A 22,609-nucleotide genomic window follows, 5' to 3' on the forward strand; every position below is an offset into this window, starting at 1 on the left:
CTCGGGAGCGGCACGCCGTTTTTATCACAACGGCTTCAATGCCTAGGGCGTCGTCAACGCCGGGGGTGACGCCAAAAAATCAAGAAGGGCGTTCAATGGCATGGGGTGCGCGAAGTAGTAGCCCTGGAAGTAGTCACAGTGACGTTCGGCAAGGTAGGTAAACTGCTCAGCGGTTTCCACGCCCTCGACCAGCACTTCTAGCCCCATTTTTCCCGCCATGGCAACAACGCCGTCAATGATGGCGGCATCGTGGCGGTCGGTAGTCACATCACGCACAAATGAGCGGTCAATTTTGATTCTGTTAATGGGCAGACGTTTCAGGTAACTCAGACTGGAAAAGCCAGTGCCAAAATCATCCATGGCGATGTGCACGCCCAGTTGCCGGATGCGCTTCAGGGCTTGAATGGCCTGCTCCGCGCTGTCCATCAGCACCCCCTCCGTCAGTTCCAGCTCAAGCAGTCCCGGTGCCAGGTCGCTTTCTTCAAGCACCCGTTCAATCGTTTCCAGAAAGCCGGGACGCTGGAAATGCATCGGCGAGACATTCACCGCCATGGTGATGTGCCCCAGGCCCAGTTCATTCAGCTGTTTGGCGACGCGGCAGGCGGTGGCGAGCACCCAGTCGCTGATCGGGATGATTTGGCCGGTGTCTTCCGCCAGGCCAATAAAATCTCCGGGCGGAATGAAACCACGTTCAGGGTGCGGCCAGCGGATCAGGGCTTCCACGCCCACTACCTTGCCACTGGGGCCGTGCATTTGTGGCTGGAAGTACAGCTCGAACTGTTGCTGCTCAATCGCGTGCTGCATGGCATTGCGCAGGCTCACCCGTTCGCTGACCTTGCGGTTGAGATCCTCGGTATACCATTGGCAGGTGTTACGTCCACGCCGCTTGGCTTTGAACATGGCCAAATCGGCCTGCTGGATCAGTTGGGACGGGTCGCTAAGGGTACCGTCGCTCATCGCCACCCCGATACTCGCGGTAATGCGCAACTCGCTGCCTTGGTGCCAGTAGGGCGTCGCCAAGCGTTTGAGAATCCGCTCAATCACTTGAATCACGTCGTTTTGGTGAGCCAGATCCGGCAACAGGACCACAAATTCATCGCTACCGAAACGCGCCACGGTATCCCAGGGGCGCAGTTCCTCTTCCAGCCGCTTGGCAACCTCCACCAGAATAAAGTCACCTACTTCATGTCCCAGGGTGTCGTTGATCGGCTTGAATTCGTCCAAGTCGATAAACAGCACGGCCAGATGGCGATGGTAGCGACGCGCCACCAAGCACCCCTGTTCCAGTCGCTGGGTCAGTAGCGTCCGGTTGGGCATCCCAGTCAGCGCGTCGTGGCTGGCGTTATAAGCCAGCTGTGCCTGGTACTCGCGCTGTTCAGAGATGTCGTTTTGCACGCCGATGAAATGTGTCACCTGACCCAACGCATCGCGTACCGGAGAAACGTATAGATCGTTCCAGAAAGGCCTGCCGCTGCGGCGATAGTTGCGAATCACCACATGCACTTCTGTGCCATCAGCGACACCCCGGCGTAGCTGCTTGATCGTCTCAGGATCCGTATCGTCGCCTTGCAAAAACCGGCAGTTGCGGCCAAGCGATTCCTCGCGGGTATACCCAGTGATCCGCTCAAAGGCGGTATTAACGTACACGATAGGCAAGTCAGCATGGGCCGCATCCGCAATGATCATGCCATTGGTACTTGACTCGACACTGCGTTCGAGGAGTTTCAGTCGGCTTTCGGTGGCTTTGCGCTCCGTCACCACCCGCGCGATGACATAGGCCACCCCGTCACCCAGCGAAGGATCGACCTCTAACCAGTGAAGCGCCTGGGAGGACGAGCGGGCCCGCACCTCGAAGATGGGAACATCGTGCCCCTGAATCAAACGCTCAAACATTGTCTCGATGAGAAGATGGTCGCGCACGTCAACCACCTTGCCGCAATGCCTGCCCACGAGTGCGTCCGCGGAGTAACCCAGCAGGGCCTCAAACGCAGGATTTACCTGCAAAAACCGCCCATCCAGGTCAATGCAGAAAAATAAATCATGCGAAAGCAGAAAAAATTGATCCAGCTGTCCATGCGGTGCAGAGGGCGTCATAGGGTATCCTGAGGTCAACAACTTGGGACGCATCCAAGGTCGCTTACAGTGTAGGTTATTTTTACTGGGTAGCCGGGTGCTTTATGATGAGAATTATCATAGTTTGACGCGCCGTGTCAGCGGCAAAAGGAGAATAACGTGGCATCTATCACCAAACTACGCATCGCCACGCGGAAAAGCCAACTGGCGATGTGGCAAGCGGAGCATGTTCGCGACCGCCTGATGGCGGTGCACAGCGGACTTGAGGTTGAACTTGTGCCACTGTCCACGCGAGGCGACAAAATAACCGATACGCCGCTTTCCAAAATTGGTGGCAAGGCATTATTCGTTAAAGAATTGGAAGAGGCCATGCTGGACGGCCGTGCCGACATTGCGGTGCATTCCATGAAAGATGTGCCCATGCATTTCCCCGAAGGCTTGGGCCTGTCGATAATTCTTGAAGGCGCCGACCCCACCGATGCGTTTGTCTCAAACCATTACCACAGCCTTGACGAGCTGCCGGAAGGAGCACGCATCGGCACGGCCAGCCTGCGCCGGGGGCTACAGATGCGCGAGGCGCGCCCTGATCTCAGTATTCTCAACCTGCGCGGCAATGTCCAGACCCGCCTGGGCAAGCTGGATAATGGTGAATTCGAGGCGATCATATTGGCCACATCCGGCCTCAAACGGCTCGGCCTTGACGACCGCATCACCCAGGCAATGCCGCCTGAGATCTGCTTACCCGCCTGCGGCCAGGGCGCCCTGGGCATTGAATGCCGGCTGCACGATCCTGAATTAATTGCACTTCTGGCGCCGTTAGACGATGCTGATACTGCCACACGCGTTCGCGCGGAAAGAGCGATGAATACGCGTCTGGAAGGCGGCTGCCAGGTGCCTATTGCCGGTCATGCGGTGCTGGACCTTGATAACGAAACGATGTGGCTGCGTGGGCTGGTCGGCAACCCGGAAGGCACCGAAGTGCTCCGCGCGGAGGGCCACGGCTCGATGCACGAACCCGAAGCGTTGGGCATTCGCATCGCCGAAGAACTGCTGTATCAGGGCGCAGGCGAGATTTTGGCCGAGGTCTACGGCAACGAGATATGACGCTACCGGTACTGATCACCCGGCCCGGGGCTCGCGGGACAGTGCTTGCAGAGGCGCTGCGCCGCGAAGGGGTCAGCGTTGAGGCGCTGGACGTTATGCAGCTTCAGGCGCTGCCCGAAGACGCTGCCATGCGTCAGGTTTGGCTGGATATTGATCAATACCATAAGGTCGTTGTGGTGAGTCCCTTTGCCGCTGGCTGTTTGAGCGAGGCGCTTGATCGCTATTGGCCACAGCTGCCGGTTGGCATTGACTACTATAGCGTTGGCCAAAGTACGGCGGCCTTGCTTTACGACCAGTTAGGCGTTCGCGTGCATGTACCGCCGCAGCGCGAAGGTGAGGATACCAGCGAAGCGCTGCTGCGCTTGGCATCACTGCAAATGCTATCCCACCAGCGCGTATTGATAGTCGCAGGAGAAGGCGGTCGCCCGCTATTAGCGGATACGCTTGCCGAACGTGGCGCCCAAGTGACACCTTTGGCCGTCTATCAACGCCGCTTGCTAACACCATCGGGCCCTGTAAAAACCCGGCTCGCGGCGGGCGATTACCGCGCGTTGATCGTTACAAGCGGCGAACTCTTAGAACATCTGGCAAAATGGTGCCAACCGAAAGCGTTGAACCAACCGCTAATCGTTTCCAGTCGCCGTTTGGCTACACTGGCTGAAAGACTGGGGTTTTGCGCCCCCATTGTGGCGTCAGGAGCCACACCACCGGCGTTAATCGCCGCGTTGGCTCGGACCTAGACCTAGCGGGTGCCGATGTCGATCAAGGAACTTAACAAGGGCTAGCGACAGATGAGCAAACAAACAAGCGATCAGGACGACACGCAGAAAAACGCGGCGACTACCGCCGGTGAGGACAAGGCGGCTCCGTCGTCATCCTCCACGACCGGTTCCCCTACGACTGGCGAGCCTGGTAATCCTGGTAGTAGTGGCGACGATTCCAGCCCCTCGAAAGACACGTCCGCCTCAACGTCGTCGCAGACGCCTGCTTCCTCATCTAATGGTCAGCGCTCACGGCGACGCCAGAAAAGCGCCAAAAACGCTGCTCAGGATACGACCCAGCAAAAGAATCAAAGCGCTAATCAATCAAGTACGTCAGGCGACGGGCAAAAAGCCGCTGCGTCCAGCGACCCCAAGAAGACCGCCTCACAGGATACCTCTGCCAGCAGCGCTAAAAGTGCTGCTTCGTCGTCAACGCCTTCATCCGGCAATAAGCAAAGCCCGCCGCCCCAAACCACGACGCCCACTAGTGGCGGCGGCAAAGGCAAAGGTGGGGTTGCCATTGTGTTGGTATTGCTACTGGCGATAGCAGTGGGCGTGGTCGCTTGGCAGGGCTGGCTACGCCTGGAAGCCCAGCAGCAGCGACTCAATGAGCTCGCCGAGCAAGCCAACAGCAGTGCAACACAACAGTCCGTTGACGACCTTGCCGCGCAGCTTGAAAGCGCTCAAGCCGAGCGCCAGCAACAGTTTGATAGCACCATCAGTGAGCTGCGCGATGAGTTCGCCAACTACCGCAGCAACGTCGACGACACCCTGGACGATGTACTGGCACAGCTCTCCCAAGAGCAGGAAACCGATGAGCGCGATTGGCTGCATGCCGAAGCCGCTTATTTATTGCGCCTTGCCAACCAGCGTCTACAGCTGGAAGGTGATGTTGAAGGTGCCACCGCGCTGCTGCGCACCGCCGATGCACGCCTGGAAGATGCCGACAACCCTGCTTTGACATCCGTCCGGCGTGAAATCGCCAACGAACTGGCCGCCCTTGACGCCGTTCCCCGCCTGGACCGCACCGGGGTCTATCTGGCGCTGAATGCTCAGCAGGAGCGCGTCGCCGGGTTGCGCCTTTCCCAAGAGGTGGAAGAGCGTGCGGTGACCTCGAGCATCGAGCAGCCACCCACAGGCACCTTCGAGCGCCAACTGGCCCGCTTCGGCGAAGAGCTGAAAGACTTGGTGATGATTCGTCACCATGATGAAGCCCTGGAAGCGCTGGTCACGCCGGAGCAGGAATCATACCTGCGCCAAAGCCTGCGACTGATTCTTGAGCAATCCCAGTTAGCCTTGCTCAAAGAAGAGCAATCGCTTTACGAAGCGAGTATCGACAAGGCATTGGAACTGATCAACGGCTACTACGACACCACGCGGGAAGAAACCCAGAGCGTCATAGCCCGCCTCGAAGAGCTCAAAGAAGTTACCGTTGAGCCCGAGCTGCCAGATATCAGCGGGTCGCAACAGGCCATGACGGAATTTATCGACAACCGCCACGAGTCGCGCCAACAAGAGGGAGGTGAGTCATGAGAAAGCTCATCCTGTTGATTGTCGCCGGGCTCGCTGTTGGGGCGCTGTTTGGCCATCTGATGATGTCAGTGCCCGGCTACTGGCTGATCCGCGTCGGTGATACCTCGGTGCAAACCTCCTTCTGGTTTGGCCTTGTGCTGCTGTTGGCCGCCTTCCTGGTACTGCATTTTATACTGCGCCTGCTAAGCGGCATGATTCGCCCGGTCGGCCGATTTCGCACCTGGAATAGCCGCGCCCGCAACCGTCGCGCCATGAAGCGTACCGTGCGGGGGCTGGTGGCCATGACCGAAGGGCGCTGGAAGAATGCAGAAAAAACCCTGGTGAAAGCGGCGGATGATTCCAGTACGCCGCTGGTCAACTACCTCTCGGCAGCCCTGGCAGCACACTATCAAGGCAACTACACCCAATCCCAGGAGCACATCAATCAGGCCCAACTGACGACCGAAGGCGCCGATACCGCGATTGGCTTAATGCAGGCGCAATTACTGATCGACCGCCAGCAGCCTGAAGAAGCGCTGGCAATTCTTAACCGCTTGGACAAGCGGCTGTCTAACCACCCGCAAGTACTCAAGTTGCTTAAGCAGGTCTTCCTGAGTGTCAACGACTGGGAAGGGCTGCGCCGATTGATCCCCCGGTTAGCCGCGCAAAAGCTTATTTCACAGCAGGAGCGCGAGGAGCTCGAGTTCAAGGCATACCGTGAGTTGATTATCTTCGAGGCCAAAAACCCGAGCGATATCGAACGTGTTCGCAGCCTGTGGGCGGATATGCCCGACTACCTGCGCGGCAAGACCGAACTCATCGTGCTGTACGCCGAGGCCCTGCTACAGGCCAACGAAGACAGCATTGCCGAACGCTTGCTGAACCACTCTCTCGACCATCACTGGGACGCCCGCCTTGTGAAGCGCTACGGACTGCTCAATGTCGATCCGTCACGCCAGCTCGTCAAAGCGGAAAAATGGCTTCAGGAACGGCCTAATGACCCCGAGCTGCTGCTTGCCTGCGGGCGTTTGTCGTTACGCACCGGTAAATGGACCAAAGCGCAAGAGTACTTCGAGGCCAGCCAGCGCCAACGCCCCAGCGGTGTGGTCTGCGCCGAGCTTGCCCGCCTCTACGCTAGCCTCGGCGAGCATAACAAAAGCCAGCTTTACTACCGCCACAGCGTGGAAATGCTGGCCAAGTCGCTGCCATCGCTACCCCAGCCAAGTGATGCCAGTGACAGCCAGCCAGACATAAAAAAGACCAAGCGGCGAGCTTAGTAACGAAAGATTGCACTGATTAAGCATGATAGATGAACTGCCTCTCCTCAACGTCGTGGATAGATTGAGGTTGAGGCAATCATGTATTACATAAGCCAGGTTATGATTCAGTCTAACGCAGCACTATCGCCAATGGTCCAGCACCAAGAGACCTACGTATCCCCGCAGCCCACATTGGTTTGGACGTATATAGAGCGAAAATATTTTCCTCAATCGTATAGTATCGAGCATGACGATGTCGTATTCCAAGGTGACCCCTCACTATCGGAGCGGTCAGCTCATTTGTGACAACCCAGATCAAAGTTAAGCCGCTTAATCCAATTCTGATTCTAATAAGTCAGATGTTGCACTTATCAGTTGAGCTCAGGATTTAAACGTCAACAAGCCCTAAAAATTTGGATAATTAGGACCTCCCCCTCCTTCCGGCGCAACCCAGGTGATGTTTTGCGCGGGGTCTTTAATATCGCAAGTTTTGCAGTGAACGCAGTTTTGGAAGTTGATTTGGAACTTGGGCTTTCCCTTATCATCCTCAATCACTTCATAAACACCTGCAGGACAGAAGCGCTGTGCGGGTTCAGCATACTTAGGGAGATTTTCGCGAATCGGCAACCCTGAATCAGCCAAGCGAAGATGGCAGGGCTGGTTCTCTTCGTGGTTGGTATTGGAGAGAAATACCGACGAGGACTTATCGAATGATAGCTTGCCATCCGGCTTGGGGTAGTTAATTTTATCGCATTGATCAGCCAGTTTAAGCGTGCTGTGGTCGGGGATTTTATCGTGAAGGGTAGGCAGCTTGCCACTGAGTAGCTGATTGGCAAAGTTGTATGCCCCACCAAGGATGGGTCCATACTTGTGAATCGCAGGTCCAAAGCTTGCACTTTCTTTTAATTCGGCAAATGCCCAACTTCCTTCCCACTTCTTGGTGAAAGACGTGAGTTCTTGGCCGCCTTCGTCACCGACTTGGAGCGCCTCAAAAACGCTCTCAGCTGCTACCAAGCCGGATTTCATTGCCGTATGTAAGCCTTTGATCTTGGAAAAATTTAGCGTACCCGCATCACAACCGATTAAAAGTCCGCCCGCGAAAGTCATTTTAGGCAAGCAATTGTAGCCACCTTTGGTGATGGCACGAGCCCCATACGCCACGCGCTTGCCGCTCTCCAAATACTGGCTAATGACCGGGTGGTGTTTCATCCGCTGGAATTCATCAAACGGAGAGGTCCAAGGGTTCGGATAAGATAGATCAATGATCAACCCCACCACGACCTGATGATTCTCCGCATGATAGAGGAACCAGCCGCCATGGGTATCGCTATCCAGTGGCCAGCCCGAGCCATGCATCACTAAGCCGGGCTCATGCTTATCAGCCGGAACATCCCACAGCTCTTTTAGGCCGATACCGTAATGCTGCGGATCGCGCCCGGCATCGAGAGCGAACTCTTTGATTAGTCGCTTGCCAAGATGGCCGCGTGCCCCCTCGGCAAAAAGAGTGTATTTGGCACGCAGCTCCATGCCCGGCATATAGCCATCTTTTGACATGCCGTCAGCAGACACTCCCATGTCGCCGATCATGATGCCGCGAACAACCTCATTTTCGATAATAGGCTCCTGAGCGGCAAAACCAGGAAAAATCTCGACGCCCAGTGCCTCTGCCTGCTCAGCGAGCCAGCGGCTTAGATTGCCAGCGCTGATTACATAGCGTGTGATATCCCCGCCGGTATTATGCATGCTCTTCGGCACAAGGACATTAGGTAGCTTCTGCGCTTTTACGGCGTCTCTGAGCAAGTAGACTTCATCGCGGATTACAGGCGTTGTCAGCGGTGTGCCTCGCTCTTCCCAATCGGGGAAAAGCTCCTTTAAAGCGCGGGGTTCAAACACGGCACCCGAAAGAATATGTGCGCCCACCTCTGAGCCTTTTTCCACCACGCATACACTGAGTTCTTTCTTGGCCTCATTAGCCTGTTGCATCAGGCGACACGCGGCGGATAGACCTGACGGTCCCGCGCCGACGATCACAACATCAAACTCCATGCAATCGCGTTCTATGTTTTCCATGTTTGGATGCCTTATTTTTTTAAGTTCAGAAAAACGCCTGTATGCCAGTCTGTGAACGACCCAGAATCAGCGCATGGATATCGTGCGTGCCTTCATAGGTATTGACCGACTCCAAATTCACCATGTGGCGAATCACACCATACTCGTCCGACACCCCGTTGCCGCCGTGCATATCTCGCGATAAGCGGGCAATATCCAATGCCTTGCCGCAGTTGTTGCGCTTTATCAAAGAAATCATCTCCGGCGCCCAATTACCGCTATCAAGCAGGCGGCCCACCTGAAGCGCGCTCTGCAAGCCCAGCGTAATTTCGGTCTGCATATCAGCGAGCTTTTTCTGAATCAGCTGATTGGCCGCGAGAGGGCGTCCAAACTGCTTACGATCTAGCGTGTATTGACGCGCGGCATGCCAGCAGAATTCAGCGCTACCCATAACACCCCAAGCAATTCCGAAACGCGCTTTGTTCAAACAGCCAAACGGTCCCTTTAAGCCGCTAACATTTGGCAATAAGTTCTCTTCCGGTACAAAAGCGTTATCCAGTACGATCTCGCCGGTGATTGAGGCACGCAATGAGACCTTGCCCTCGATTTTCGGCGCGCTGAATCCCTCAGTGCCCCGCTCAACGATAAAGCCTTTTATCTTATTATCGTGTGCAGCGGATTTAGCCCATACCACAGCGACATCGGCAATCGGGCTGTTGGTGATCCAGATTTTCGCGCCAGTGAGGCGGTAACCGCCATTAACTTTCTCTGCACGCGTGACCATCGAGCCGGGGTCAGAGCCGTGGTCGGGTTCGGTCAAACCGAAACACCCTACCATCTCTCCAGTGGCAAGCTTGGGTAGGTACTTATGCTTCTGTTCCTCGGAGCCATAGGCTTCGATCGGGTACATTACCAACGATGACTGTACGCTCATGGCCGAGCGATAGCCGGAATCGACACGCTCCACTTCACGGGCGATGAGGCCGTAAGCAACATTATTGATGCCAGCGCCACCGTATTCTGTCGATACCGTCGCGCCCAAAAGGCCCAACTCACCCATCTCCGACATGATCTCCCGGTCGAAACGTTCTTCGCGAAATGCTGACAGAACCCGTGGTTGTAATTTTTCTTGGCAGTATTCATATGCTGCGTCACGAATCTGACGTTCTTCGCTGGTCATTTGCTGTTCCAGCAGAAGCGGGTCGTCCCAATTAAAGTGACTCATCCTCTCAGCTCCAACAATTATTGTTTAACAAAGCAAACCAATTATTCGCCAAGCAAAATCAGCAGCTGCAATTGATATGCGATTGACAGACAGTAATATCAATTTTTGAATAATAAAACAATATTTTGCTATGCGGAATTAAAAAGATAGATGAATACAGCTCGAAAAGTTTTAACACTGCTTCTTTAATTTTACCTCTGACACTACAAAGCTCTTTTCCGTCGGCCTAAAACATAAAAGACAATGTTAAAACCATTTATAATCAATAATTTATGGAACTACCTCCAATGGCTATGCCCAGAAAATTACCATTCGGAACATGTTGCAAAATAAATACGACTCATCTGTTCGTACTTTGCCAATGGATAATGATGTACCCACCAACACTAGTTCGAAGACCCAATCAGAACCCGCAAGATCACCTGCTGGAACAGCTGGTTTGTGCCGTGGGGTTGCCGAGCTACAGATGGTTTCCCCTCTGTATCGCGCTCTTAGGGTGGTGGATTTTTGCGGCTCGAATCAGGCTGGGGTGTTACTCATCGGCCAGTAGCTGCTGGCGCAGCGATGGCCAGTAATGCACTGGCATCGCATACGAAGCCAGTGCAATCACTATCTAGGAAATGTTAAAAACTATATTGTGCCGAGACGTGCACTCGGTCCAAATCGAAGGCATCACCGTCGACTTCCTCAAGATCGAAGCGCTGGTATTCGATACCGTAGGTAGTGTTCGCCATCGGCGACCACATGAGGTTAACAAAGGCCGTGTCATAGCTATCAGTCATATCACCTGCCCCCGTATCGACCAGCCCGGTACGCGAGTAGGCCAGTGAACTGCGTAATTCATCAGTCCAATAGTGTCGATAGATTGCCGAGGCCCCCCAGGAGTCAACGCCATCAATATTGCCTTCTCCGACCTGCGCATCAGGGTAAGAACGCAGGCCCATGTAACGTCCAAGGTTGCCATAATTAGCCTGTAGACGAAGATCATCCTGCCCAACGGTAGGTAAGCGGGCTGTCACACTGTAGGCGTCTTCCCACTCGCTGTCGTCATCGACCCCGTTGTCGACTTCCAATCGGCGTGCCAGAGCCGCCACCGATACATGCCCCCAATCACCGTCAAAGTTTACCCGCCCAACGATATCCGGAACCGACTGATCATCGCCACCATCTTCAGGGTTCTCAAGAGCAAACTGTAGATTACCGCCCTCGAAAGGTCGGGTATAACGCAATTGCGCCTGACGCACGAAGATGACGCTAGCATGCTGGCCAAAGGCATCGACCTCACCCAACCCATTGAGATCCATAAAGGTCGACCAGGTCTGGCCAGCCAACCAGTTGCCCCAGCTACCGTAGGCATGGCGCAGACGCGGTGCATAGGAGTTACTGACAAATTCGTTGGCCTCACCATCCGCGCCGTAAAAATCCATCTCGACGAATGTCTTAAGCGTATCACCCGCCAGCGGTGTGGCCGTCCCAACGTTCAGGCGGCTCTGGCGCGCGCTAAAGCTAGTGCGGCTACCCAAGTCCTCATCGACGTTACGCAGGGAGCCAGCCGAGACGATCTCGCTAGCCTTGCCATCACTAAATCCGTTGTTGGCTACCGTGGCCTGAGCCTTGACGTATCCGCCAATCGACAGCGTGGTCTCGCCAATCTGCAGATCACCCTTCGGTGTGCGGGTGACAACATTGTCACTTACCGTAGCGACCTCCTCCTCTGTGGAGCTTTGTTGTGACTTGAGTTCGTCAATTTGAGACTGCAGTGCCTGCATCTGAGCTTGCAAGGCCTCGACATCAGCGGGGGCCGTTTGCGCACTCGCTATTCCCATGGGAAGCATCAGGGAAGTGCCGATGATTGTTAATGTTATTTTGCGTTTGACGGGTCTGAACATGCTATTCCTCATTATTTTTAGGCGCGTGACTGCTTTTCCCCCGTCCCTCTGGGGCAACGGATCGACAAGAGATGTCACGCTGGGATGGCATGAGCACTGCGCTCAAACCGATGGAGCGGGGGATCCGCCCCGCTGCCGCGCCATCTTGGCGCTTGCTCAGTTAACGACTAACTCTATTAAGGGCTGGTGCTGGATAGTCCTCCGAGATGCCCACTTCAATCTCACGTATAACGTTGACGCTCTTGTTGGGCGCATCGCTCTTTGAGGCGAGGGAGCCTTGGCATGCCAGTCAAAATCTTTCCGATCTAATTGTTGTCGGTGTCGTTTATCTGTTTACCGAAGATAACCAGCCGGAGCTTCTCGGCATCGCTAATGTTATATTTTTCTTGTAGTTTCGCTATGCAAAATCTAATTTCATATTAAAATGCTAAAACCCCTGAACTAGAACGTCAAGTGCTTCAGCTAGTGCCTATACCAAAGGAGTAAGAGCTAAATGTCTGAATCGAAGAGTAGAACAGAATATTGGCCAACAGCCGTCTGCGATTCCTAAATAAATTAGCTGGGTAACTGACTGACATCTACCAATTGTCTAGCGGGTTATAACTGCCCATTATCAATGAGAGCCTCTACCAATAATGACATTGACAGCTACCCAGCGGCTTCTCTACTATCAATTGACCGTTTTGCAAAACCAAGTACCGCACAGCAAAACAATAAAGAGCAGAATGTAACTCAACCATAAGCACAACCACAATAAAGGAGCATCCCAATGCATCCATTTGCGCACCGACTACTCATCGCCGCTTTACCTCTATCACTGCTCGGCGCCGCTGTTAGCCACGCCAGTGACATTGAACTGCCCGGCACCATGGCTTGGACTGCCTACGGCACCAACTCGAGTGGTTACGCCCAAGCCGTGGCCATCGGCAACATGCTGCAGAACAAATACGATTCATCAGTGCGTATTTTGCCCGGTGATAATGACGTATCACGTATGACACCGCTCAAGCAGGGTCGTGTTGACCTGTGCGCCTGCGGAATATCCAGCTACTACGGGGCAGAAGGCGTGATGATGTTTGCCGACCCAGAATGGGGGCCTCAACCGCTGAGAGTCATTACCACCTCCACCGCTTCGTTTGGCCTTTCCTTAGCAGTGGCAGGCGACTTAGACGTTGAAACACCCGCCGACCTCGAAGGTAAACGCATCGCCTATATCCGCGGCGACGATGCACTCAACAAGGGCACCGAAGCATACCTAGCATTTGGTGGCCTGACCTGGGATGACGTCGAGCGAGTGGATTACCCCGGCTACGGACGCTCCTTCGACGGTATTATCGCAGGTGATGTCGACGCCTCGTTCACCACTACTGTAACCCCACCCGCTCAGCAGCTTGCCAGCAGCCCACGCGGCATTAGCTGGCCAGTGCTAGACCCTGAAGATGAAGCGGGCTGGGAGCGCATGACCGCAGTGGCGCCCTATTTCCGCCCCCATAAAGTCACCGCAGGCGCAGGTGGTATTAGTGCTGACAACCCGGTGCCCAGTGCCAGCTACCCGTACCCCATTGTGGTTGCCAATCAAGACCTGGATGACAACGTTGCTTACGGTTTGATCAAGGCCATGCAGGTAAATTTTGACGACTACAAAGACAACGCGCCCGGCGCCCTTGGCTATGCCTTGGAAGAACAGGATTTTCAATGGGTCATACCATTTCACGATGCGGTAGTGGAGTACTACAAAGAGATCGATGTGTGGACCGGTGAAATGCAGGCCCACCAGGATAAGCTCGTTGAACGCCAGGATGTACTGCTAAGCGCCTGGGAAAGCTTTATGCAAGACGCGCCTGATGAGGAAGAAGCATTTACTGCTGACTGGATGGAAGCTCGCGCCGCCGCACTCAGCGAAGCTGGCTTCGAACCGATCTTTGAGTAATACGCCACGGGGCGGCGCTTGCCGCCCCTGCTGATTGACGGATACCCCCATGACTACAGAAACCTCACCTGCTAATCCACAGCAGGTTAAAGAAAAGATCAGCCAAATTCGTCAGCTTCCCACCGCGCTGCAATGGATTCCAGCCACTGTCACCGTTGTTTTGATGCTGATGACGCTGGATTACCTGTTCAATATCGGCTGGCTTACCTTTGTTACTGGCCTGGAAACGCAGTTTTACTATGCCGTCGTCGCGCTACTACTTCCATTGGTTTTTCTGCTCTGGCCTATACGTAGCAGCCTGCAAGAATTGCCTATTCCTTGGTATGACTACCTGCTCAGCGCTTCGACACTTATTGTTGGGGGATACTTTGTTTATAACGCCGTACCAATACTTGAGCGCGGCTGGGCGTTTGCTGCCCCGGATGTGGCGATTTACGCCAGCTACGCTTTTTGGCTACTAATTATTGAAGCATCACGCCGGGCGGGTGGTTTACCGATCGCGATTATTGCGGGCCTGTTCTCGCTCTACCCGCTGGTGGCAGATATTGTCCCTGGCCCTATTCAAGCGTTTCCTTCAAGCCTTGAAGAGACGGCCATGTACCACACCATGAGCACCGAAAGCATCATGGGTGTACCGCTGCAGGCGTTCGCCGGCTTGGTTATTGGTTTTTTGGTGTTTGGCGTCGTGCTGCAAAAAAGCGGCGGTGGTAAATTTTTTATTAACCTAGCCTTTGCCTTGTTGGGCCATGTGCGCGGAGGCCCTGCCAAAGTATCGATTTTCTCCAGCGGCCTGATGGGCTCAATGAGCGGCAGCGTCATTAGTAACGTACTGACCACGGGCGTTTTATCGATCCCGGCGATGCGCCGTATTGGTATGAAACGATCCTTTGCAGGTGGGGTGGAAGCCTGTGCCTCAACCGGTGGCGTCTTAATGCCTCCGGTGATGGGTGCCACTGCCTTTGTCATGGCGATGTTCCTTGATATTCCCTACGCCAGTATTGCGCTGGCAGCGGTCATTCCTTCAGTGCTCTACTTTTTAGGCCTGTTTATCCAGATCGACGCTTACGCGGCGCGTAACGATATTAAAGGCTTACCCGCCGATGAACTGCCCTCTCTTTGGCAAACCATAAAAGAGGGCTGGTACTTTATCTTCGTTTTCGCATTGTTGGTCTGGATGCTTTTGGTCATGCAGCGTGAAGCTGTAGCCCCCTTTTACGCCACTGCACTGTTATTGGTACTCAATCAACTTTCTAAACACAATCGCTGGGGCTGGAAAGACGTCGGCGATACTCTCTCTTCTGCCGCCAAGTTATTTGCCGAACTAATCGCGATTTTAGCCGGTGTAGGCATGCTGGTAGGTGCGCTCTCCATGACCGGGCTTTCCGGCACCATTGCCAACGACTTTATTAATATCGCCGGTGGCAGCGTACCACTACTACTGATTATGGGCGCTGCTACAAGCTTCGTGCTGGGCATTGGTATGACCGTTACCGCTGCGTATATCTTCCTCGCCGTCGCGTTGGCGCCTGCGCTGATTCAAGGCGGCGGGCTCGATCCCATGGCAGTGCATATGTTCATCCTTTACTGGGGCATGCTGAGCTTTATTACCCCGCCGGTGGCGCTGGGTGCCTTTGCCGCCGCCACTGTGGCTGGCGCCAAGCCCATGGAAACGGGCCTGCAGGCCATGCGTTTGGGTAGCGTGATTTATTTTATTCCTTTCCTCTTCGTGCTTAATCCCGCACTGATCATGCAGGGAGCGCCACTGATGATCGTGGCCGTATTTATCCAAGCCATCATCGGCATCATTTTGTTTGCCTCAGCCATGCAGGGTTACCTGATGGGCGTCGGAAGACTGGGCTATGGGGCGCTCCAAGAGGGCATTATTCGTGCCCTGGTATTAATTGCCGGCCTGCTATTGGCGCTTCCGGGCGGCGGCATGGTACCGCTTAGTCAATGGGAGTTAATCGGCCTCGGCGCTGCGGCACTGCTACCCGGGGTCGTTTTGGCTCGACTGAGTCAGCGCCATCATCAACGCTCGCTTTCTGCCAGCGCTTAACCTAGCAGGCAAACACAAGGAATTTTATGCACACAACAATAAGACGCTCTCTCGCGATAGGCAGCGTGGCAGTTGGAATGCTTCTCGCCAGTCATGTTAACGCCATGCCCAGTACCCTTAACTGGACTGCTTATGGCACAGGCACCAGTGGCAATGCGCAAATCATGGCAATTAGCCAATTGCTGCAGGAAGAGCATGGCACCCAGTCGAGGGTGATCCCCGGTGAAAATGACACCATGCGCATGACGCCATTAAAAACGGGCCGTGTTGATCTTTGCGCCTGCGGCATCGCCAGCTACTACGGCTCCGAAGGCGTGATGATGTTTGCCAGACCTGATTGGGGGCCTCAACCCATCCGCGTCATCTCAACCTCGATGGCGACCTTCGGGCTAGGCATGGCGGTGGCCGGCGACGTTGAGATCGACTCAATCGCTGACCTGGAGGGCAAACGGCTGGCTTACCTGCGCGGTGACGACGCACTAAACAAAGCCGCCGAGGCATATCTTGCGTTTGCCGGATTAACCTGGGACGACGTTGAACGCGTCGACTTCCCAGGCTATAACGCCGCCTTCGATGGGATTATCAGCGACCGTGCCGATGCCGCCATCACCACAACGGTTACTCCAGCAGCACAACGCCTGACGGCAAGCCCACGCGGGCTTCAGTGGCCTGAATTACCCGCCGATGATGAAGCCGGTTGGGAACGCATGCTCGACGTGGCGCCCTACTTTCAGCCACATAACGTGACCTCAGGTGCAGGTATTGATGCCGATCAGCCGCTTGCCAGCGCCAGCTATCCCTACCCCATCATGGTCAGCAATGCCGATCTTGCCCCTGAAACCGTTCGTGGCTTGATCACCACGCTGGTCGAGTCCTTTGACGAATATAAGGACAACGCTCCCGGCGCCAGCGGCTATGCATTAGAAAACCAGAATATGACCTGGGTGGTGCCTTTCCACGATGCAGTGGTCGACTATTACCGTGAAACTGGCATCTGGACAGACGAGATGGAAGAGCACCAGAACACCCTGGTTGAGCGCCAAGCACTGCTAATGGAAACGTGGCAGGACTATAAGGCTGAGGCGCCAGATGATGAAGAAGCGTTTATAGCGGGATGGATGGAGACGCGTCGTACAGCGCTCGAAGAGGCCGGGTTTAACCCCGTCTTCTAACGCTTGACCGTGACGACTGTATAAGCCGCCAGCGGGCGGCTATTTATTCCGCAAAGCGAACCATGGGAGCAAGCTATGTCCGTTCATTACCAACGCCACGGCGACATAGGCGTTATTCAAATTGCCAATCCGCCGGTCAATGCTTTAAGTCACGCGGTACGCAGTGGCTTGGTCGATGCGCTTAAAGAGGGTATTGCTGACGCAGAGGCCAAAGCGCTGGCCGTGCTCGCCGATGGCCGCACCTTTATTGCCGGGGCGGATATTCGTGAGTTTGGTAAGCCGCCTCAAGACCCGCTGCTGCACGATGTGATCACCCAACTGGAAGCCTGCCCAAAACCGCTGATTGCCGCGCTACATGGCACAGCCCTGGGCGGCGGTTTAGAAGTAGCACTAGGTTGCCACTACCGAGTCGCGCTGGCGGGAACCCGCGTAGGGCTACCAGAGGTAAAACTTGGTCTGTTGCCTGGTGCCGGTGGCACCCAGCGTTTGCCGCGCTTAGTGGGCGTTGAGCGCGCATTAGAGATGATTACCAGCGGGCGCTTTGTAGAGGCTGAGGAAGCCTTGGAGGCGGGCATTATCGACGCCATCAGCAATGCAGAAACGCCGCTTGACGCGGGCCTAGCGGCAGCTAAAGAGGTACTGGCAGGTAACCAAACGTCGCGCATCACTGGTCAACTACCACCTCCTTCAGCTGATCCCCAGGCGATCGACTCTACGCTGTCGCGTCTTCACCAAGAATCTCCCGATCTCTTCTCGCCGTTTCGCATTGTTGAAGCGGTGGAGGCCTGCGTGACGGCTGAAACGCTTCAAGATGGCCTGCGCAGCGAGCGGGAACTGTTTTTGGCCTGTATGGACTCCCCCCAACGCGCCGGACTCATTCATCTGTTTTTTGCCGCGCGCAGCCCTCACGTAGTGCCAAATATTGACAAAGCCAAGGCTTTTAATCGCGTCGCCCTAATGGGCGAGCATCCGCTATTCGAGCGCCTGCAAAAAGCCGCTCAACGGGCGGGGATTACCCTCACTAGCGCACCTGACGCTGCCACCGAGCTATGTCTACTGGCGCCGAATACGCCCATGGATGCTGCCGTGGGATGCCCCGTCATCAAACTGGACGAGATCGGCATCAGCAGCAGGACTGAGACAGCATTACAGTTAGTCATCGCCGAAGGCGGCAGCATGGTAGAGCTGGTCAACTTAAGCGCAGAGCCACTGATCCAGCAGCAGGCTGCCCTCACCTTAAAGACGCTAAAAGTCAACGTCGTGGTCAGCCAACGACAAAGCTTGCTGAATACCATGCACGCTGAAATTAAAGAAGCATCAGCCAGCGAACGGCAATCCGCTTTAGAACAGGCGAGCCTCAGTATCGCTAACAACGGCTTCTGTTACCGCGAGAGTGATATCGATTTGCTGGCGGTAGAGGCACTAGGTTATCCGCGACATTTAGGTGGGCCTCACCGCCAGGCAACCCTTAAGGAAACACATTAATGAACCTCACTTTTAGCCCCGAAGAGCAGGCATTCCGTGCAGAGGTACGCCATTTTCTAGCCGACGCGCTACCCAGCGATATTAGCGAACGCGTGCGCTTGGGCCGCCACCTGCGCGCTGATGATCATCTACGCTGGCAGAACATTCTCAGCGAACAGGGTTGGCTAGCCTCTAACTGGCCAAAAGAGCACGGCGGACCAGGCTGGGGACCGGTACAGCGGCATATATTTGATGAAGAGTGCGCCGCGGCCCACGCGCCGACGGTCGTGCCTTTCGGCGTCAACATGGTGGCTCCGGTCATCATGAAATTCGGCAGTATCGAACAGCAACAGCACTATCTGCCGCGCATTTTGAGCAATCAGGATTGGTGGTGTCAGGGCTACTCAGAGCCCGGTGCGGGTTCCGATTTGGCAGGTCTGAATACCCGCGCGGTACGCGACGGCGACCACTATATCGTCAATGGTCAGAAGACCTGGACCACCTTGGGCCAGCACGCCAACATGCTATTTTGCCTAGTGCGTACCGACCCAGAGGCTAAAAAGCAGGCGGGCATTAGCTTTTTGTTGATCGATATGCAAACGCCAGGGATTACCGTACGACCCATTATTACCCTGGACGGTGCCCACGAAGTTAATGAAATCTTTTTAGACAACGTGCGGGTGCCGGTTGAAAACCGCGTCGGAGAAGAGGGCCAGGGCTGGACCTGCGCCAAATTCCTGCTCACCCACGAACGCACCGGCATTGCAGGGCTTGGCCACGCCAAGCAGGCATTGCGCCACCTGAAGTCTCTCGCCAGCCGGGTTGAGCATCGTGGCAAACCGCTGTTGGACCTGCCCAGTTTCCGCCAGCGGGTGGTCAAAGCCGAGCTTGAGCTGATGGCGCTGGAAGTGACCAATCTACGCGTGATAGCCGCAGCCCGGGATGGCGGCGTGCCCGGTGCAGAAAGCTCGCTGCTGAAAGTGCGTGGCTCAGAGCTGCGCCAGGAGCTAAGCGAGCTCACCCGCCGCGCCCTTGGCCCTGCTGCTCTGCCGTTCTTCCCCGACTTCCTGCATGGTGATGCCAGCCTGGACGATGAGAGCGCCCAAAGCGCCTCCGCCAGTGCTCAATACTTCAATCGCCGCAAGCTGTCGATTTATGGCGGCTCCAACGAAATACAGAAAAGTATCGTCGCCAAAACTATTTTAGCTATGTGAGGAAGTCACCATGGATTTTGCTTTAACCGACGAGCAACGCATGCTCGAAGAGACGCTCTCTCGCTTAGTGGCCGATCAGGTTTCCCCCGAGCAGCGCCGTGCGATGCTTGCCGATGCCCCCGAAGGTGCCTCTGCACTCTGGCGCACCTTTGCTGAGCTTGGCCTACTGCATATGCCTTTTAGTGAAGACGTAGGTGGGCTGGGTGGCGATGGCACCGACCTGATGATTATCATGCAGGCACTCGGGCGAGGCCTGGTGCCAGAACATTATCTTGCGGGCCTCGTGCTACCCGGCCAGTTGCTGGCCCTGACCGCTAACAGCGAGCAGCAGGAACGCTGGCTTACCCCGCTGCTTGAGGGCGAGCATCAACTGGCGCTTGCCTGGCAGGAAGTTGGCACCCGCTACGATGCCTTCACGGTATCTACCCAAGCTAAACAGCAAGACGCGCAGTGGCAGTTAAATGGCAGAAAAGATGTCGTTCTGAACCTCGAAGCGGCGGCAGCTACGCTGGTCACGGCACAATTAGAGAGCGGCAAATTAGGGCTATTCATTGTGCCCACGGGCACGCCCGGCGCATCGCCGCAACTTTACCGTACTATCGACGACCAAGCTGCCGGTGACCTCACGCTAGACAATGTCACACTGCCGTTAGCCCATTGCCTGAGCGAAGATGTCAGGGATACGCTGGCCGAGGTTCTGGCCCTAGGTCGCGCGGCAATCTGCGCTCAAGCCATCGGCGCAATGGAAGAAGCCTGCGACCAAACCCTGGCCTATCTTAAAGAGCGCAAGCAGTTTGGCCTGCCACTATCCACCTTCCAGGCGCTGCAACACCGCATGGTGGATATGCACCTGCACCTGGAGCAATCCCGCTCCATGGCGATTTTAGCGGCAACCAGCCTTACCCTGCCTGCCAGCGAGCGGGATTACAAAATCGCCGCGGCCAAGGCGTACTGTGGCGAATCAGCGCGCTTTATTGCCGAACAGGCCATCCAGCTTCATGGGGCAATGGGCATGACCGAAGAGTGCTATGTCGCGAACTACGCCAAGCACCTGGTGATGTTCGATCACTACCTGGGCGATAGCGACTACCATCTCGAAACGATTAGTGATCTGTTAAGCGTTGCCTAGGGAGCATGATATGTCCGATCGCACCGGCGAATTAGTCACTGTCAGCGCTAATGAAAACGGCGTTGTCGAAGTAGCGATTACGCGCCCAGAAGTCCGCAATGCCCTGAATGAAGCCACCGCCCTGGCGCTCAATCAAGCGCTGGCGGCGGTAGCGACAGATGAACGGGTTCGCTGTGTGATTCTGCGCGGTGAGGGCAGCGCGTTTTGTGCAGGCGCTGATCTGGCGGAGTTTGAGAAAGCCACGGCTGAGCCCGCCAGCGAGCGGCTGGAAAAACTCTTTCTGCCCGCCCTGCGCAGTTTAATGACGATGGAAAAGCCGGTGATTGCAGCGATTAGTGGCGCCGCGGCAGGCATAGGGGTTTCCTATGTGCTCGCCAGCGATATGGTGGTCATGGGCCATTCCGCTTACTTAAAGCTTGCCTTTATCAATATCGGTTTGATCCCCGACGGCGGCGCCTGCTGGCATCTAGTACGCAAGCTTGGCCATGCCCAAGCGTTTGAGATGGCCGCCTTGGCGACCCCCATTTCGGGTGAGCGCTGCGTGGCGCTCGGCTTGGCTAACCGGGTCGTTGAAGATCACCAGGTGCTAGCAGAAGCGCGTTCGTTGGCCCAAGCGCTGGTGGGTCAATCGCCTCAGGCGTTAAGTGCCACCAAACGCGCGCTGCGTGAAGCCGCACAGCGATCGTTGAGTGACACGATGGCGTTAGAGGGCGAGCTACAGGATCAGTGCAAGGCCTCTGAGGATTTCCAGATGCGAGTGGCGGCGTTTCGTCAAAGCCGCCGTAAATGATCCAGCGCCTGCTGATAATCTGCGCGTAGCGTCGCGACTTCTTCTGCCACACTATTCAGTGTGGCAATACTACCCACGCCCTGCCCCGCGCCCCAAATATCCCGCCACGCTTTTGCTTTACTGCTACCGCCCGAGCCGTAGCGCATCGAGCTTTTATCGCCTTCAGGCAGCGCATTAGGGTCTAACCCCGCCTGCTCAATACTTTGGCGTAAATAGTTCCCGTGCACGCCGGTAAACAGGTTGGTATAGACAATGTCTCCCGCTGCAGCGTCCAGCACCATCTGTTTGTAGGCGGCTTGAGCATTGGCCTCTTGAGTGGCAATAAAACGCGTGCCCATATACACCAAGTCGACGCCTAGCGCCTGGGCGGCAACGATCTGCTCGCCTTGGGTGATCGCCCCCGCCAGCACCAGCGGCCCATCATAGAAGCGGCGCACCTCGGCCACAAAGGCAAACGGATTTAAACGCCCGGCATGACCGCCCGCACCGTGGCACACCAGTATCAAGCCATCGACGCCTGCATCCACTGCCTTCTTGGCATGGCGTAGCGTGGTGACATCATGAAAGACCAAGCCGCCATAGGCATGTACCTGTTCAACTACACGATTAGGCGCGTGCAGACTAGTAATCACCAGCGGCACTTTAAACTCGGCGCACAGCGCGACATCGTGCTCTAGACGATCATTGGTAGGATGAACGATTTGATTAACCGCAAAGGGCGCCGAAGGCTGTTCTGGGTGCCGCTCGTCATAGTTGGCCAGGGTTTGAGTGACCTGCTTCAGCCACTCGCGCAGCACCTCCGCAGGACGCGCATTGAGCGCCGGGAAAGCACCTATAATGCCCGCCTGGCACTGAGCAATCACCAACTTAGGCCCGGAGACGATAAACATGGGAGAGCCGATCACCGGCAGAGTTAACGAAGCGGTTAGACGCGTTAGCATAGGCAACTCGCTGGGTTATTATTGTAAAGTCGTTAAAAAGC

At 55.5% G+C, this 22,609-nt stretch carries 16 protein-coding genes; 11 read left to right on the plus strand and 5 right to left on the minus strand.

The features are described 5' to 3' along the window. Positions 1–42: 42 nt before the first annotated feature. Positions 43–2,094 (minus strand): putative bifunctional diguanylate cyclase/phosphodiesterase, encoded by a 2,052-nt coding sequence (locus HXW73_RS17120; protein WP_186254228.1) that lies wholly within the window; start codon positions 2,092–2,094, stop codon positions 43–45. A 138-nt stretch (positions 2,095–2,232) separates the two neighbouring features. Here HXW73_RS17120 and hemC point away from each other — a divergent pair, with 138 nt between their 5' ends. The 4 genes from hemC to HXW73_RS17140 are packed head-to-tail and all read left to right on the plus strand — an operon-like array spanning position 2,233 to position 6,727. Further along, positions 2,233–3,177 (plus strand): hydroxymethylbilane synthase, encoded by a 945-nt coding sequence (gene hemC, locus HXW73_RS17125; protein ID WP_186254229.1) that lies wholly within the window; start codon positions 2,233–2,235, stop codon positions 3,175–3,177. After that, the gene (locus HXW73_RS17130; protein WP_186254230.1) at positions 3,174–3,917 is read left to right on the plus strand and encodes a uroporphyrinogen-III synthase; all 744 of its coding nucleotides are present in this window, start codon (positions 3,174–3,176) and stop codon (positions 3,915–3,917) included. Before hemC ends, HXW73_RS17130 begins: the two co-directional genes overlap by 4 nt. Before the next feature lie 51 nt (positions 3,918–3,968). Next, a complete protein-coding gene (locus HXW73_RS17135; protein WP_186254231.1) occupies positions 3,969–5,471 on the plus strand; it encodes a uroporphyrinogen-III C-methyltransferase in 1,503 nt (500 codons plus the stop codon). Then, positions 5,468–6,727, plus strand: a complete 1,260-nt coding sequence (locus HXW73_RS17140; protein ID WP_186254232.1) for a heme biosynthesis HemY N-terminal domain-containing protein — start codon at positions 5,468–5,470, stop codon at positions 6,725–6,727. Before HXW73_RS17135 ends, HXW73_RS17140 begins: the two co-directional genes overlap by 4 nt. Positions 6,728–7,114: 387 nt before the next feature. Here HXW73_RS17140 and HXW73_RS17145 read toward each other — a convergent pair whose 3' ends face one another. The 3 genes from HXW73_RS17145 to HXW73_RS17155 form a co-directional block, all read right to left on the minus strand. Further along, positions 7,115–8,779: an electron transfer flavoprotein-ubiquinone oxidoreductase gene (locus HXW73_RS17145; protein WP_085918067.1), complete on the minus strand. Its 1,665-nt coding sequence runs from the start codon at positions 8,777–8,779 to the stop codon at positions 7,115–7,117. A gap of 25 nt (positions 8,780–8,804) precedes the next feature. Then, complete coding sequence (locus HXW73_RS17150) at positions 8,805–9,983, minus strand: acyl-CoA dehydrogenase (RefSeq protein WP_085918066.1); 1,179 nt, start codon at positions 9,981–9,983, stop codon at positions 8,805–8,807. Positions 9,984–10,606: 623 nt separating this feature from the next. Continuing rightward, positions 10,607–11,872 carry a DcaP family trimeric outer membrane transporter gene (locus tag HXW73_RS17155; protein WP_186254233.1) on the minus strand — a complete coding sequence of 422 codons (1,266 nt, stop codon included), beginning with the start codon at positions 11,870–11,872 and terminating at the stop codon, positions 10,607–10,609. A 769-nt stretch (positions 11,873–12,641) separates the two neighbouring features. Here HXW73_RS17155 and HXW73_RS17160 point away from each other — a divergent pair. From HXW73_RS17160 to HXW73_RS17190, 7 genes are all read left to right on the plus strand, one after another. After that, positions 12,642–13,802, plus strand: coding sequence for a TAXI family TRAP transporter solute-binding subunit (locus tag HXW73_RS17160; RefSeq protein ID WP_186254234.1), 1,161 nt, complete (start codon positions 12,642–12,644; stop codon positions 13,800–13,802). Between the two features lie 49 nt (positions 13,803–13,851). Then, entirely contained in the window at positions 13,852–15,858 is a 2,007-nt protein-coding gene (locus tag HXW73_RS17165) for a TRAP transporter permease (RefSeq protein ID WP_186254235.1), read from the plus strand. 26 nt (positions 15,859–15,884) lie between these two features. Then, positions 15,885–17,030, plus strand: a complete 1,146-nt coding sequence (locus HXW73_RS17170; RefSeq protein WP_186254236.1) for a TAXI family TRAP transporter solute-binding subunit — start codon at positions 15,885–15,887, stop codon at positions 17,028–17,030. A gap of 75 nt (positions 17,031–17,105) precedes the next feature. Next, a complete protein-coding gene (locus tag HXW73_RS17175) occupies positions 17,106–18,515 on the plus strand; it encodes an enoyl-CoA hydratase/isomerase family protein (RefSeq protein ID WP_186254237.1) in 1,410 nt (469 codons plus the stop codon). Continuing rightward, positions 18,515–19,708 carry an acyl-CoA dehydrogenase family protein gene (locus tag HXW73_RS17180; RefSeq protein ID WP_186254238.1) on the plus strand — a complete coding sequence of 398 codons (1,194 nt, stop codon included), beginning with the start codon at positions 18,515–18,517 and terminating at the stop codon, positions 19,706–19,708. The genes HXW73_RS17175 and HXW73_RS17180 overlap by 1 nt, the downstream gene beginning before the upstream one ends. Positions 19,709–19,718: 10 nt before the next feature. Then, positions 19,719–20,837, plus strand: coding sequence for an acyl-CoA dehydrogenase family protein (locus HXW73_RS17185; RefSeq protein WP_186254239.1), 1,119 nt, complete (start codon positions 19,719–19,721; stop codon positions 20,835–20,837). Positions 20,838–20,847: 10 nt separating this feature from the next. Further along, the gene (locus tag HXW73_RS17190) at positions 20,848–21,627 is read left to right on the plus strand and encodes an enoyl-CoA hydratase/isomerase family protein (protein ID WP_186254240.1); all 780 of its coding nucleotides are present in this window, start codon (positions 20,848–20,850) and stop codon (positions 21,625–21,627) included. Here the strand turns inward: HXW73_RS17190 and HXW73_RS17195 are convergent. Beyond that, positions 21,609–22,568, minus strand: coding sequence for an NAD(P)H-dependent flavin oxidoreductase (locus HXW73_RS17195; protein WP_186254241.1), 960 nt, complete (start codon positions 22,566–22,568; stop codon positions 21,609–21,611). The genes HXW73_RS17190 and HXW73_RS17195 overlap by 19 nt on opposite strands. Positions 22,569–22,609: the final 41 nt, after the last annotated feature.

It is taken from the genome of Halomonas sp. SH5A2, from assembly GCF_014263395.1.
GTDB lineage: Bacteria > Pseudomonadota > Gammaproteobacteria > Pseudomonadales > Halomonadaceae > Vreelandella.

Excerpts from the sequence above, each read along its gene's own strand:
- HXW73_RS17120 (WP_186254228.1), bottom strand. The coding sequence starts at position 2,094 with ATGACGCCCTCTGCACCGCATGGACAGCTGGATCAATTTTTTCTGCTT.
- HXW73_RS17130 (WP_186254230.1), top strand. The coding sequence starts at position 3,174 with ATGACGCTACCGGTACTGATCACCCGGCCCGGGGCTCGCGGGACAGTG.
- HXW73_RS17135 (WP_186254231.1), top strand. The coding sequence starts at position 3,969 with ATGAGCAAACAAACAAGCGATCAGGACGACACGCAGAAAAACGCGGCG.
- HXW73_RS17140 (WP_186254232.1), top strand. The coding sequence starts at position 5,468 with ATGAGAAAGCTCATCCTGTTGATTGTCGCCGGGCTCGCTGTTGGGGCG.
- HXW73_RS17145 (WP_085918067.1), bottom strand. The coding sequence starts at position 8,779 with ATGGAAAACATAGAACGCGATTGCATGGAGTTTGATGTTGTGATCGTC.
- HXW73_RS17150 (WP_085918066.1), bottom strand. The coding sequence starts at position 9,983 with ATGAGTCACTTTAATTGGGACGACCCGCTTCTGCTGGAACAGCAAATG.
- HXW73_RS17155 (WP_186254233.1), bottom strand. The coding sequence starts at position 11,872 with ATGTTCAGACCCGTCAAACGCAAAATAACATTAACAATCATCGGCACT.
- HXW73_RS17160 (WP_186254234.1), top strand. The coding sequence starts at position 12,642 with ATGCATCCATTTGCGCACCGACTACTCATCGCCGCTTTACCTCTATCA.
- HXW73_RS17165 (WP_186254235.1), top strand. The coding sequence starts at position 13,852 with ATGACTACAGAAACCTCACCTGCTAATCCACAGCAGGTTAAAGAAAAG.
- HXW73_RS17170 (WP_186254236.1), top strand. The coding sequence starts at position 15,885 with ATGCACACAACAATAAGACGCTCTCTCGCGATAGGCAGCGTGGCAGTT.
- HXW73_RS17175 (WP_186254237.1), top strand. The coding sequence starts at position 17,106 with ATGTCCGTTCATTACCAACGCCACGGCGACATAGGCGTTATTCAAATT.
- HXW73_RS17180 (WP_186254238.1), top strand. The coding sequence starts at position 18,515 with ATGAACCTCACTTTTAGCCCCGAAGAGCAGGCATTCCGTGCAGAGGTA.
- HXW73_RS17185 (WP_186254239.1), top strand. The coding sequence starts at position 19,719 with ATGGATTTTGCTTTAACCGACGAGCAACGCATGCTCGAAGAGACGCTC.
- HXW73_RS17190 (WP_186254240.1), top strand. The coding sequence starts at position 20,848 with ATGTCCGATCGCACCGGCGAATTAGTCACTGTCAGCGCTAATGAAAAC.
- HXW73_RS17195 (WP_186254241.1), bottom strand. The coding sequence starts at position 22,568 with ATGCTAACGCGTCTAACCGCTTCGTTAACTCTGCCGGTGATCGGCTCT.